We start from the raw sequence: 14,273 nt of genomic DNA, 5'->3' as shown, positions 1-14,273 counted from the left end.
CCGGGGTGACGGGTGTGCTGCGCAGCCCACCCGGCCCGGTCTCTGATGGAGCCAATTGCCCTCCTCCCAGCAGGCCTTCGGCGGTCGACCGCTGTCAGGCTTGAGATGCCCTGCATCGGTGCGTGGGCCGCATTGATGCCCGCGTGATATCACGCGGTTATCAGTGGCTCAGCGCCCTTCTCGGGCGGTCACAGTCAATAACGGTAAATTCGCTGTGATGCGTTGTCTTGGATTCTGGGCAATCTCCGGCGGAGGTATGCGCGATTTCAAATACTTCCGGTGTCGATGCCGGAGGTCGTAGAAACCGACAAGATCAGGGGCCTGCAGTCGGAGATCCGGTTCTGTGGTCGACGGCGGAGCTCGCGTATCTGAATCACCGGCGTGTTATATGAAAGGCATTCTCTGAAAGTTTGCTGATTTCCCACTATGCGAAGTGGTGGGCGGCGCTACTCTGATGCCCGTGGGTGAAACGTCCATTTTGACGTTGCTGTCCGAACGTGCGGGCCTTCAGGGCGATGACACGGCGGTGACGTTTGTCGACTATGAGAAAGATTGGGACGGCGTCGCGGAAAGTCTGACGTACGCCCAGCTGTATCGGCGCACCTGCCAGGTCGCGCGCGAACTCGATTCTCTCGGTGCGCCCGGAGACCGGGCGCTGGTCCTCGCGCCCCAAGGGCTCGACTACATCGTCGCCTTTCTGGGCGCGATGCAGGCAGGACGAATAGCGGTACCGCTTGCGGTTCCGCTCGGCGGGGTGAGCGATGACCGGGTCAATTCGGTGCTACAGGATGCCGCGCCGACAGTAATTCTCACGACGTCGGCGGTATCGGCGGCGGTGGCCGACTACGTCGGATCGAGGGATGTCGGCTCCCACCCGGCGATCGTCGCGGTCGACGGAATGCCCGTCGCTGTCTCGACGGCGACCTCCGGTTGGGCCGAGACCCGAACCGGGACTGCGTATCTGCAATACACGTCTGGATCCACCCGCAATCCGGCCGGGGTGATGATGTCGCACCGAAACCTGTTGGCCAACTATGAACAGCTCACCTCTGGCTACTTCGCCGAGTTCAACAACGTGGTGCCCGAGGGCTCCACCATCGTTTCCTGGTTGCCCTTCTATCACGACATGGGCCTCTATTTGGGAGTCTGCGCGCCGGTGCTTGCCGGTGTTCCGGCGGTACTGATGAGCCCGCTGGCCTTCCTGCAGCGCCCGGCCCGGTGGATGCAGCAACTGGCCACCAATGGCCGGACCTATACCGCCGCACCGAATTTCGCGTTCGAGCTAGCGGTGCGTAAGACATCGGACGAGGACATGGCCGGCCTGGATCTCGCGGATGTGCTCACCATCATCACCGGCAGTGAGCGAGTCCATCCAGCAACGTTGGAACGGTTCACCCGACGCTTCGGCCCGTTCAACCTGGACCCCAAGGTAATCCGGCCATCTTACGGACTTGCCGAGGCCACGGTTTATGCGGCCACTCGGGCGTCGGGCGAAGCGCCGGCGATTGTCCGCTTCGACTCCGAGGCGCTGACCACCGGTACCGCCGAGCGTTGTGTGAACGGCGCAGGAACACCTCTGGTGAGCTACGGGGTTCCGCTCGCGCCGACGATCCGCATCGTGGATCCGGAGACCTGCCGAGAGTGCCCGGACCGAACCGTCGGCGAGATCTGGGTGCACGGCGACAATGTCGCAACAGGGTATTGGCAGCGCCCAGACGAGACCGAATCCACCTTCGGCGGCATGCTTGTCAACCCGTCACCGGGCACGCCGGAGGGGCCGTGGTTGCGTACCGGAGACTCCGGATTCCTGTTCGACGACGAACTGTTCGTCATCGGACGCATCAAGGATCTCCTGATCGTGTACGGGCGCAATCACTCTCCGGACGACATCGAGGCAACGATCCAGGAGATCAGCCGCAGCCGGTGTGCTGCCATCGCAGTCCCCGACGGCTTTACCGAGAAGCTCGTCGTCATCATCGAAGTGCGCAAGCGCACCGAGCCTGTCGACGAACAGTCTGATCAACTGACCTTGGTCAAACGCGATGTGACGTCAGCCATTTTCAACACTCACAGCCTCGGCGTGGCGGATCTTGTCCTGGTGTCGCCGGGTTCGATTCCCATCACCACCAGCGGGAAAGTTCGGCGGGCGGCGTGTGTCGAACAGTATCGCCATGGCCAGTTCGCCCGTCTGGACGCCTAGGCTCGCGGGTGGGATGGCACGTGGAATTGGCCTACGAGGATCACGGGTCCGGTGAATCTGTGTTGTTCATCGCCGGCCAGGGGGCTGTCGGGCGTACGTGGGATCTCTACCAGGTACCGGCCTTCCGGGACGCGGGGTATCGCGTCATCACGTTCGACAACCGTGGGGTGGGTGCGACGGCAGACGCCCACGATTTCACAACCGCGGCGATGGTGGCCGATACCGCGCGGCTGATCGAGCGTCTCGATGCGGCGCCGGTCCGGTTGGTCGGAGTCTCGATGGGTTCCTATATCGCTCAGGAACTGATGCTGGCCCGGCCCGACCTGGTGTGTCAGGCGGCATTGATGGCTACCCGTGGACGTCACGATCGGACTCGGGAGTTCTTCCGCACCGCCGAGCGCGATCTGGCCGTCGCCGGTCTTCGTCTACCCGCCACGTATGAGGCGAAACTCCGTCTACTGGAAAGCTTTTCACCGAAGACGCTGAATGATGAAGTAGCGGTCCGGGATTGGATCGACACTTTCACGAGATGGCCGACGAAGACCACGCCGGGGATCCGAGGCCAATATGACGTCGCCCCACGGGGCGATCGGCGGCCCGCGTATCGGTCGATCACCACACCGGTTCTGGTGATCGGATTCGCCGACGATCTGGTGATGCCACCGTATCTGGGTGCCGAAGTGGCGGACGCGTTACCGAATGGGAGGTATTTGGAGATCGCCGATACCGGCCATCTCGGCTTCCTGGAGCGGCCAGGAGCGGTCAACTCGGCGATCCTGGAGTTCTTCGTCCGCGGTCGCAGCGATGTCGGGACCCGGTGGAGCTGTGTCTGACCGGGACGGGAAGTTGTTTTCCACATCATCCGCTGGCTGCATGCATTACGATCCCGTATCACCTTGGGAAAGAGCCGATATGGAGGTCTTTCACATGCTGCACTGGTCGAATTCGGAATGTCTGGATCGATCCGCTGAATGTTTGCTGTGACTGCGTGGCGGGGCGGCCCCCGGATACCGCTTGGGTCGAAGGTATCGAGACCGCGCCGAACGTCATGGAAGACATCGGTGGGTTCGGCGTCTGGTCCGAACCGTGCGGGCAGCCCGGGGTAGGGCACGGATGCAGGGGGTGGCGAGTTGGGGGTGTTGAAGCGGCTGTGGATTCCTGTGGTCATCGCGGTGGTCTTGATCGCGGGAGGCTTCACCGTGCAGCGGTTGCATGGAGTTTTTGGCTCCGAAGTGCGGCCGGTGTATGCCGACACCGAGTTGGAGGAACGAAAGCCCTACGACCCCAAACAGCTGGTCTACGAGGTGTTCGGCCCTCCGGGAACGGTGGCGAACATCAGCTACTTCGATGCCGATGCCGAACCCAAGTTTGTTGAAAAGGCAAGATTGCCATGGACGTTGGAGTTTCCGATGACCGAGGCGACCGCGATGGTCAATGTCATTGCACAGGGTGACAGTGACAGCATCGGGTGCCGAATCACCGTCGACGACAAGGTCAAAGCCGAACGCTTTGACCACGGGGAGAAGGCGTTCACCTACTGCTTGCTGAAGGCCGCATGAGCAGCCCGCCCGCCACCACCCACCCGCCACGCGTAGCGCGGTGGATTCGTTCGCTGGCTGCGCCCATAATCCTGGTCTGGTTGGTGATCGCCTACGTCCTGAGCGTGGCGGTGCCGCCGCTGGAACAGGTCGAAAAAGAGCATTCGGTCTCGTTCATCCCGACTGATGCGCCGTCATTCGAAGCGGTACGCCGTATGGGTAACAGCTTCGGCGAGTCCAAGTCGAACAGCGTGGCGATGATCGTGCTGGAGGGACGGCAGCCGCTCGGCGACGAGACACACCGCTACTACAACGATCTGATTCGGCAACTGAAGGCCGATACGACGCATGTGCAGCACGTGCAGGATTTCTGGGGAGATCCGCTTACCGCCGGTGCCGCCCAGAGCGCCGACAACAAGGCCGTGTACGTCCAGATGAGCCTGTCCGGCGACCTCGGCCAACCCCTGTCCGACGAGTCACTACAAGCCGTTCGGGACATCGTCGAACGGACCCCACCCCCGCCCGGGGTAAGGGCTTACGTGACCGGACCGGCGGCGATCGTCGCCGACCTCGCCGACAGCGGCAATCGGACGGTTCTGCTGGTCACCGGACTCAGTCTCACGGTGATCCTGGCGATGCTGCTGTTCTTCTTCCGCTCGATCTTCACCGCGGTCATCCTGCTTCTGCTGGTGGGCATCCAGTTGCAGGTGGCCCGCGGGGTGGTCGCGCTACTCGGTGATCTCGGACTTCTGGGTTTGTCCACCTACGCCGTCAATCTGCTGGTGACACTCGGAATCGCGGCCGGAACGGACTACGGCATCTTCTATGTCGGTCGCTATCAAGAGGCGCGCCAGGCCGGCGAAGAACGGGAAGCAGCTTTCTACACTACCTACCGCAGCGTCGCCAAAGTTGTACTGGCGTCGGGCTTGACGATCGCCGGCGCAGTATTCTGCCTCAGCTTCACTCGGCTTCCATATTTCCGGACGCTCGGCATCCCTTGCGCTTTGGGCATGATCGTCGCAGTTTGTGTGGCATTGACCCTGATTCCGGCCGTTCTCGCCGTGGGGGGCCGGTTCGGACTGTTCGAGCCGAGGCGGGCGATCATCGCTCGCCGCTGGCGGCGGTTGGGCACCGCGATCGTGCGCTGGCCGGGCCCCATTCTCGTGGCGACGTGTGCGGTGTCGCTGATCGGTCTGCTGGCGTTGCCCGCCTACCAGCCCGGCTACAACGACCAGAAGTACCTACCGAAAGACATCCCGGCGAATGAGGGATATGACGCCGCCGCACGGCACTTCCCACAATCACTGATGATGTCGCCGGACATCCTGCTGGTCGAGGCAGACCACGACCTGCGGAATCCGGCGGACTTCCTGATCCTGAACAAACTCGCCAAGGGGGTATTGGCCGTTCCCGGAGTCGCACGCGTGCAGGCGGTGACCCGGCCCGAAGGAATTCCACTCAAGCACACCACGATTCCATTTCTGATCAGCTCGTCGAATGCCGGCCAACTCCAGCTTCTCCCGTTCCAGAAAGCACGGATGAATGATCTGGTCACCCAGGCCGACGAGATCACCAAGACCGTCGGCGTGATGCAGCGCATGTACGGCCTCATGCAACAACTTGCCGCCACCACCAACAACATGGTCGGAAAGACCCACGAACTGGAAGACACCACCAACGAATTGCGCGACCACATGGCCGATTTCGACGATTTCTTCCGGCCGGTGCGCAACTATCTCTATTGGGAGCCGCACTGCTACAACATTCCGATCTGCTGGTCATTGAAATCTCTGTTCGAGGCGCTGGACGGGGTGGACAAGGTCACCGTGACCATGCATCAGCTGATCGGCAATCTCGACCAGTTGAATGCCCTCATGCCACAGATGATGGCCCAGTTCCCGGCGATGATCGCGACCATGCAGAGCACCCGCAGCGTGTTGTTGGGCATGCACACCACCATGTCGGGGATCTTCTCGCAGATGGAAGAGATGAGTGACAACGCCACCGCCATGGGGCGGGCGTTCGACACGGCGCAGAACGACGACTCGTTCTACATGCCGGCAGAGGTTTTCGACAACGCCGACTTCAAGCGCGTCATGAACGTCTTCATCTCGCCGGACGGAAAGTCGGTACGGCTCTTGATTTCCCAGCGGGGTGACCCGGCCACACCTGAAGGTATCGCCCGGGTTGGTCCGATAAAGACCGCGGCCGAGGAAGCGCTCAAGGGGACACCGCTGGAGAATGCCAGAATTTACCTGACCGGTACCGCGGCAATGGCCAAAGACCAAGTTGACGGGTCCACCTACGATCTTCTGATCGCCGGCATCGCCGCCCTGTGTCTGATCTTCATCATCATGCTGATCATGATTCGCAGCCTGGTGGCGTCGTTGGTAATCGTTGGGACGGTGGCGCTTTCGCTGGGAGCGGCCTTCGGGCTCTCGGTATTGATCTGGCAACACATCCTCGGTATCCAGCTGAACTGGATCGTGCTCGCCATTTCGTTGATCATCCTGTTGGCCGTCGGCTCGGACTACAACCTGTTGTTGGTATCCCGGATGAAGGAGGAGATCGGGGCGGGGATCAACACCGGCATCATCCGGGCCATGGGCGGCAGCGGAAAGGTGGTGACCGCTGCCGGTCTGGTGTTCGCCTCCACCATGTTGGCGATGTTGGCCAGTGACGTCCGAACAATCGGCCAGGTCGGCTCCACCATCGGGATCGGCCTGCTGTTCGACACCCTGGTCGTGCGCGCATTCATGACGCCGTCCATCGCCGCGCTGCTGGGACGTTGGTTCTGGTGGCCATTGCGGGTGCGGCCCCGTCCGGCCAGCGCGCTACTGCGGGCCACCGGACCGCGGCCTTTGGTGCGGTCCCTGCTGTTGAAGCCAGAAGAACGCGGATCCTGATGACGCCCGATCCGCCGTTCATTGCGCGGACGATCCACCGGCTTGCGGTGCCGATCATTCTCGCCTGGCTGGTGGTCGTCGCGATCCTGACTTTCGCCATCCCGTCCCTCGAAACCGTCGGCCGACAGTATTCGGTCTCGCTGGTACCCCGGGATGCCCCGTCATTTCAGGCCATGCAGCGCATGGGAACGAACTTCGATGAATCTGACTCCGACAGTGTGGCCATGATCGTGTTGGAGGGGCAGCAACCCCTCGGTGCGGATGCGCATCACTATTACAACGACTTGATCCGGCAGTTGAAGGCCGATACCCGCCATGTCCAGCACGTGCAGGACTACTGGGGAGATCCACTCACGGCCACAGCTGTCCAGAGTGCGGACAACAAAGCTGTCTATGTTCAGTTGAATCTGTCTGGCAATCAAGGTGAATCGCTGGCCAACGAGTCTGTGCAGGCCGTCCGCGACCTCGTGGATCGGACACCGCCGCCACCGGGAGTCGCGGCGTACGTCACCGGTCCGGCTCCGCTGGTGTCGGACATGAACCACGCGGGCGATAAATCGATCATCAAGATCACCATCGTCACTCTCGCGGTGATCCTGACGATGCTGCTCATCGTCTACCGATCGATCGTCACTTCCGTGCTGCTGCTCGCCATGGTCGGCATCCAGGTGCAGGTCGCCCGCGGCGTGGTCGCGATACTCGGCGATCACGGAATCATCGGTCTGTCGACGTTCGCGGTGAACCTGTTGGTCTCGCTCGGCATTGCGGTCGGAACCGACTACGGCATCTTCTTCCTGGGCCGATACCAGGAGGCGCGACAAGCCGGCGAGGACCGGGAAGCCGCCTTCTACACCACCTATCGAAGCGTGGCGAAGGTGGTGCTCGGATCTGGCATGACCATCGCGGGGGCGATCTTCTGCCTGAGCTTCGCGCGCCTGCCCTACTTCCACACCATGGGCATCCCGACCGCCGTGGCCATGGTGGTCGCGGTCATGGTGGCGCTCACCCTGATCCCGGCGGTCCTCGCGGTCGGCGGTCGGTTCGGGCTGTTCGAACCCAAACGCAAGATCATCGTCCGGCGCTGGCGGCGGTTAGGCACCGCGATCGTGCGCTGGCCCGCACCCATTCTCATCACCGCGTGCGTGATCGCCTTGATCGGACTGCTGGCGCTGCCGGCCTATCAGACCAGTTACAACGACCGGTTGTACGTGCCTGCCGACATTCCGGCGAACCTTGGATACGCCGCCGCTGAGCGGCACTTTCCGCAGTCCCGATTGACACCGGACATCCTGATGCTCGAGACCGATCATGACATGCGTAATCCAGCGGACCTGTTGATCCTGAACAAGGTCGCCAAGGCGATTTTCGCAGTACCGGGCATCTCGCGGGTCCAAGCGATCACCCGTCCCGAAGGAAATCCGATCAACCGCACCTCCATACCGTTTCTCCTCAGTCTGCAGAACGCAAACCAGAAGCAGCTGTTGCCTTTTCAACGCGACCAGATGGGCAGCCTGCTCAAACAGGCCGACGACATGACCACGATGGTCAACCTGATGAACCAGATGTTGGCCGTCACCCAGAAAATGGTGAACACGACCCACGACATGACGCAGACCATCCGTGAGCTGGAAGGCGATATCAAGGAATTACGGGACCATATCGCAGATTTCGACGATTTCTGGCGACCGATCCGCAATTACTTCTACTGGGAACCGCACTGCTTTGACATACCGTTCTGCTGGTCGTTCCGGTCGCTGTTCGATTCGTTGGACTCCGTCGACGCGGTGGTCGACAATGTGCGGGATCTCGTCAACGAATCCGATCGGCTCGATGCGCTGATGCCGCAATTGGTCCGACAGTTCACACCGATGATCGCCACCATGAAGACCATGCGGTCCATGACGCTCACCATGCACAGCACCATGATGGGCACCTTCGACCTGATGGACGAGATGAGCGCGAACGTCACCGCGATGGGACAGGCCTTCGACGCGGCCAGAAACGACGACACCTTCTACCTGCCACCGGAGGTGTTGGAGAACGAAGATTTCAAGCGCGCGATGGACCTGTTCTTCTCCCCGGACGGCAAGTCGGTCCGGTTCATCATCTCGCACCGAGGTGACCCCGCCACACCCGAAGGCATCGCCCGTGCCGAGGCGATAGTCCGGGCGGCCGAAGAAGCGCTCAAAGTGACGCCTCTGGAGAGCGCGAGGATCTATTTGGCCGGTACCTCGGCAACATTCAAGGACATGCGGGACGGGTCGGAATACGACCTGCTGATCGCGGGCGTGGCGGCGCTCTGCCTGATCTTCATCATCATGCTCCTCATGACGCGGAGCTTGATTGCGGCGGTGGTCATCGTCGGCACGGTCGCCCTGTCCCTCGGCGCGGCCTTCGGGCTGTCGGTGCTGATCTGGCAGCACATTCTGGGCATCAACCTGCACTGGCTGGTGCTCGCGATGTCGGTGATCATCCTGCTGGCGGTCGGGTCGGACTACAACCTGCTGTTGGTGTCCCGGATGAAAGAGGAGATCGGCGCAGGCATCAACACTGGCATCATCCGGGCCATGGGCGGTAGCGGAAAAGTCGTGACGGCCGCGGGTCTGGTGTTCGCGTTCACCATGATGTCGATGGTCGCCAGTGACCTCCGGATCATCGGTCAGGTCGGCTCCACCATCGGCATCGGACTGCTGCTCGACACCCTCGTCGTGCGTGCGCTCATGACCCCGTCCATTGCCGCTCTTCTGGGCCGCTGGTTCTGGTGGCCACAACGCGTCCGACCGCGTCCGGCGAGCGTATTGCTACGTGACACCGGGCCGCGCCCGGTGGTGCGTTCACTGTTGCTCAGGCCTGAATCAGACTGATCCCAGCACTTTTCCGACGTCTCGTCGCCAAACAGCTTTCCTGGGCAAATACGCGGGCAGCGACGGTTGCAGCAAATGGTGAAAAACCAAGCAGCGTCGCTATCGGCGAGTAGAGTCCGGTCATCGGGGGGAGGAGGTCTAAGGATGACAATTAAACCGAGCAGAGTGGTTGCCGCCGCCGTCGGCGGTCTGACGCTGATTCTGGGGGCCGGCACAGGAGTCGCGGCCGCGGGCCCCAACCTGGATTCGGCGGTCAATACCACCTGTAGCTATCCACAGGTGATGGCAGCGTTGACAGCGCAGGATCCCCGGGCGAACGAGTCGCCGGTGGCGCAATCGATGTTGCGTCAGTTCCTGGCCGCCCCAACGGCGCAACGTCAGCGAATGGCCGAGGCTATCGTTGCTCAACCGGCGAATCAGCAGTATCTCGGTCTGCTGCAAACGACCTTCGACACCTGCAACAACTACTGAGCAGGGTCACCGCTTCGGTTTGACGCCGCCCAGTTGCTTGGTCAGGGCATCGGCAGTCGACACCAGGGCACGGGCCCGTTCGGTGATCTCCTTGTCCGTCAAGGCCGTTCCGATATGCAGTGAAGCCGCCATGACCTGGCGTTGGTAGTGGTCGTACACCGGCGCAGAGATGACGCTGATGTCCGAACGTGCGCGAGAACCGACGGGGGAGTTCTCGTCGCGCAGGTAGACCCGTTCGCCGATATCGGACACCAGCTCGCTCAACAGTGCGCGTAGTTCGTCGGGCAGGTTAGTCGACATTCCGGCCAGCAGTGCGTAGAGCCGACGACCGCCGGGGGTGAGTCGTTCCACGAGATACCCATCGGTGCGGCAGTTTTCGATCACGCGCTGTAGCCGATCGGATTCGGTGCGCAGGGGAATCGTCGGTGCCTTGGCCAGCCACGCCTGCAGGGCGTCGTCGTCCCACAACACGAACATCAATCCGACGGGCGGCGCGAAGGGATAGCTCTGCCCGACGCGCACGCCGGGGTCGCGGCCCGAAGGTCCGACCAGTTCGAGCACTGTGATGCGGTCATCGACCACAGCGGAGAGGGCAGCCGAGGTGTCGAAAGCCGCTGACAGGTCCCGTAACTCGAGGCGCGCGGCGGGGCTGACACGCATCGACTCCTGCGCTATGTGACCGAGGGTGATGAGACTGGGCCCCAGGCGGTAGGTCTTGTCGACGCTGTCGCGGATCAGGTAGCCCGATTCGGTGAGCGTGCCGAGGATGCCCAGACAGGTCGGCTTGCTCAGCCCGACCCGACGGGCCAGATCGGACAGCCCGAACCGTTCCTGGGGATGGCTGGACAGGAAATCCAGGATGGCCACCACCCGTGCGGTGGGCGGCGAGGCGCGACCGGCCGGCTCGGCGTCGGGCATCTGACCTCCTGGACGTTGACGTGAACTGGAACGCGTTCTAGTGTCAGGTCGGAAACTCTACCACTGCGGTTCATTATTGGACCGAGAGAGCAGATGCCGGATGTACACACAGCCGTTGGCCGACGCCATCGCCGAAGCCGAACACCTGGTCACCACCGCGCCCTTCATCGAATCGGAGGCCGATCTCCTCGAGGGCCTGCAGTACCTCGCCGGATGCATCTCGGGATGCATCCACCTGGCCTTCGACTACGACCGGGACCACCCGTTCCTGCAGTCGGGGACCGGCCCGTTCACCAAGATGGCGCTCGACAACCCCGACACCCTGTACTTCGGCACCCGTGTGCAGCCCGGGCATGAGTACGTCGTCACCGGAAAACGTGGCACCACCACGGATCTGAGCTTCCAGATCCTCGGCGGGGAGTACACCGACGACAACGTGCCGGCCAGCCAGGCCGCCTTCGACGACCGTGAACTCGACATCGCCGCCGACGGCACTTTCGAGTACCGCTTCACTCCGACCACTCCGTCGCAGCTGCTGATTCGCGAGGTGTACAACGACTGGTCGGCTCAGCGGGGCTATATCAGCGTCGCGCGGACCGACACGGCAGGGACCGCCCCGGCGCCGCTGACCAAGGAATTGATCGAGAAGCGTTACGCCGTCGCGGGTAAGCAGCTCGTGCAACGGGTGAAGACATGGCTGCAGTTCCCGCAGTGGTTCTACAACACACTGCCGGTCAACACCATGGTGGCGCCGCGGCTCACGCCCGGGGGCCTGGCCACGCAGTACTCGTCGGTGGGGCACTACGACCTGGCACCCGACCAGGCCATGATCCTCACCCTGCCGGTCAGCGACGCGCCCTACCTCGGTTTCCAGTTGGGCAGCCTGTGGTACATCTCGCTGGACTACATCAACCACCAGACCTCGCTCAACGGCACTCAAGCGCAAGCGGATCCCGACGGCAAGATCCGCATCGTCGTCTCCGAGGCGAACCCGGGCGTGACCAACTGGTGTGAGACTCTCGGCCACTCCAAGGGCTATCTGCAGTTCCGGTGGCAGCGGCTCTCACGCGAGCTCACCGAGGCCGACGGTCCGACGGTCGAGATCGTCGACGTGGCCGACGTCGAAAAGGCGCTGCCGTACCACGAACACAACAAGATCTCCGAACAGGACTGGCGGGCCCGGATTGCGCTGCGCCAGAATCAAATCGCGAACAGGATGCTGGGGTAGCCATGGCCGGACTTCTCGAAAACAAGGTTGTCGTCATCAGCGGTGTCGGGCCCGCATTGGGCACCACCCTGGCCCGGCGCTGCGCCGAGGCCGGCGCCGATCTGGTGTTGGCGGCACGCACCGTGGAACGCCTCGACGAGGTGGCCAAGCAGGTCACCGATCTGGGCCGTCGGGCAGTCTCCGTGGGCACCGACATCACCGACGAAGCACAGGTGAACAACCTCGTCGACGCGTCGCTGGAGGCTTACGGCAAGGTCGACGTCCTGATCAACAACGCGTTCCGAGTGCCGTCGATGAAACCGTTCGCCAACACCACCTTCGAGCACATGCGCGATGCCATCGAGCTGACGGTGTTCGGCGCGCTGCGGATGGTGCAGGCCTTCACGCCGGCCCTGGCTCAGAGCAAGGGCTCTGTCGTCAACGTGAACTCCATGGTGGTCCGCCACTCGCAGGCCAAATACGGGGCGTACAAGATGGCCAAGTCGGCCCTGCTGGCCATGTCGCAGACCCTGGCCACCGAGTTGGGTGACCAGGGAATCCGGGTGAATTCTGTTCTGCCCGGCTATATCTGGGGCGGCACGTTGGAGAGCTACTTCACCCACCAGGCCGGCAAGTACGGCACCACCGTCGAGGAGATCTACAAGGCGACGGCGGCGTCGTCCGACCTCAAGCGGCTGCCGACCGAAGACGAGGTGGCCTCGGCCATCCTGTTCATGGCCAGTGATCTGTCCAGTGGTATCACCGGCCAGGCTCTGGATGTGAACTGTGGGGAGTTCAAGGCATGAGCGCGACCCGCGAAGGCGACGACGAGTGAGGATCGCAGCGAGGTACGAGCGAGGACCGGAGCGAGAAGGAGTCGAGCCATGAGTAGCGCCCGGACGAACGTGGGCACCATCGAGGATCTGCACGCCTCGGCCACAAAGGCCTGCGGCCTGGAGGATTTCGGCTCCGACGACGACAACTACCTCGAAGCGCTCGGGGTGTTGCTGGAGTCTTATCAGCGCGACGCCGATCTGACCGAGCTCGGCAGCAAGATGCAGCGCTTCTTCACCCGTAACGCGCTGGTGGCCCGACTTGTCTCGGAGGCCGCGTTCAAGCAATACCCGCAGCATGTCGACGTACCGATCGAGCGGCCGATCTTCGTCACCGGTCTGCCGCGCACGGGGACCACGGTGATCCACCGGTTGCTGGCGGCCGACCCGATGCACCAGGGCCTTGAGATGTGGCTGGCGGAGTTCCCGCAGCCGCGGCCGCCACGCGAAACCTGGCCGGACAACCCGGTATTCAGCGCACTCGATGCCCAGTTCAAGAAGGCTCACGAAGAGAACCCGGATTACACGGGTCTGCACTACATGACCGCCGATGAGGTCGAGGAGTGCTGGCAGTTGCTGCGCCAGTCGTTGCACTCGGTGTCCTACGAGACGCTGGCCCATGTGCCGACCTATTCGCAGTGGCTGGCGCGGCAGGACTGGACCAAACCGTATCAACGGCACCGCCGCAACCTGCAGCTGATCGGTCTCAACGAGCCCGAAAAGCGCTGGGTGCTCAAGAATCCCAGCCATCTGTTCGCCCTCGATGCGCTGTTCGCGACCTATCCGGACGCACTAGTGGTCCAATGCCACCGCCCGGCCGAGACCATTATGGCCTCGATGTGCTCACTGTCGCAGCACACCACCGAGGGCTGGTCCAACACGTTCACCGGGAACGTGATCGGCGAGGACGCCATGGAGACCTGGTCGCGCGGGCTGGAGTTGTTCAATGCCGAACGGGCCAAGCATGATTCGGCCCAGTTCTGCGACGTGGACTATTTCGAGTTCATCAAAGATCCGGTCGGCGCGGTCGAGGGCATCTACCGCACGTTCGGCCTGGATTTCACCGACGCCGCGCGACAGGCGATCGTCGACAGCCACACTGCCAGCCAGCAGGGGCCGCGTGCACCGAAACACACCTACTCACTGGCCGATTACGGATTGACCGCCGAGACGGTCAAGGAGCGGTTCAAGGGCCTCTAGTCCTCCCGCGAGCAGACATAAACCCGTAGCTTTCTGCGTGAAAAGCTACGGGTTTATGTCTCAGTGTCAGTCTGGATTTTGCCGCGTTGCGGTGGTTGGGTCTGGATCATCTGGTGTCTGGCTCAGTTTGTGTCTG

Annotated in this window: 10 protein-coding genes; 9 read left to right on the top strand and 1 reads right to left on the bottom strand. The window is 62.5% G+C overall.

The window, feature by feature from the left end:
• Positions 1-454 precede the first annotated feature (454 nt).
• From A5699_RS20720 to A5699_RS20695, 6 genes are all read left to right on the top strand, one after another.
• Entirely contained in the window at positions 455-2,200 is a 1,746-nt protein-coding gene (locus A5699_RS20720) for an AMP-binding protein (RefSeq protein ID WP_197508349.1), read from the top strand.
• A gap of 20 nt (positions 2,201-2,220) precedes the next feature.
• Positions 2,221-3,033 (top strand): alpha/beta fold hydrolase, encoded by an 813-nt coding sequence (locus A5699_RS20715; RefSeq protein WP_067773200.1) that lies wholly within the window; start codon positions 2,221-2,223, stop codon positions 3,031-3,033.
• A gap of 303 nt (positions 3,034-3,336) precedes the next feature.
• Positions 3,337-3,759: an MmpS family protein gene (locus A5699_RS20710; RefSeq protein WP_231965783.1), complete on the top strand. Its 423-nt coding sequence runs from the start codon at positions 3,337-3,339 to the stop codon at positions 3,757-3,759.
• Entirely contained in the window at positions 3,756-6,644 is a 2,889-nt protein-coding gene (locus tag A5699_RS20705) for an RND family transporter (protein ID WP_067773179.1), read from the top strand. The genes A5699_RS20710 and A5699_RS20705 overlap by 4 nt, the downstream gene beginning before the upstream one ends.
• Positions 6,644-9,508, top strand: a complete 2,865-nt coding sequence (locus tag A5699_RS20700) for an RND family transporter (RefSeq protein ID WP_067773176.1) — start codon at positions 6,644-6,646, stop codon at positions 9,506-9,508. The genes A5699_RS20705 and A5699_RS20700 overlap by 1 nt, the downstream gene beginning before the upstream one ends.
• A 144-nt stretch (positions 9,509-9,652) precedes the next feature.
• Positions 9,653-9,979, top strand: coding sequence for a hemophore-related protein (locus A5699_RS20695; protein ID WP_067773173.1), 327 nt, complete (start codon positions 9,653-9,655; stop codon positions 9,977-9,979).
• Positions 9,980-9,985: 6 nt separating this feature from the next.
• On the opposite strand, the gene A5699_RS20690 is transcribed toward A5699_RS20695, so the two are convergent.
• Positions 9,986-10,897: an IclR family transcriptional regulator gene (locus tag A5699_RS20690; protein WP_067773170.1), complete on the bottom strand. Its 912-nt coding sequence runs from the start codon at positions 10,895-10,897 to the stop codon at positions 9,986-9,988.
• A gap of 100 nt (positions 10,898-10,997) precedes the next feature.
• Here A5699_RS20690 and A5699_RS20685 point away from each other — a divergent pair, with 100 nt between their 5' ends.
• From A5699_RS20685 to A5699_RS20675, 3 genes are all read left to right on the top strand, one after another.
• Positions 10,998-12,125 (top strand): hypothetical protein, encoded by a 1,128-nt coding sequence (locus A5699_RS20685; protein ID WP_067773167.1) that lies wholly within the window; start codon positions 10,998-11,000, stop codon positions 12,123-12,125.
• A 2-nt stretch (positions 12,126-12,127) separates the two neighbouring features.
• Entirely contained in the window at positions 12,128-12,910 is a 783-nt protein-coding gene (locus A5699_RS20680) for an SDR family oxidoreductase (protein WP_067773164.1), read from the top strand.
• 78 nt (positions 12,911-12,988) lie between these two features.
• The gene (locus A5699_RS20675) at positions 12,989-14,137 is read left to right on the top strand and encodes a sulfotransferase (RefSeq protein ID WP_067773161.1); all 1,149 of its coding nucleotides are present in this window, start codon (positions 12,989-12,991) and stop codon (positions 14,135-14,137) included.
• Positions 14,138-14,273 lie beyond the last annotated feature (136 nt).

The sequence above is a fragment of the Mycobacterium sp. E802 genome (assembly GCF_001666875.1).
In the GTDB taxonomy this organism is placed as follows: domain Bacteria; phylum Actinomycetota; class Actinomycetes; order Mycobacteriales; family Mycobacteriaceae; genus Mycobacterium.
The sequence above is the reverse complement of the archived record's forward strand: the minus strand, read 5'-3'. Positions and strand labels throughout refer to the sequence as shown.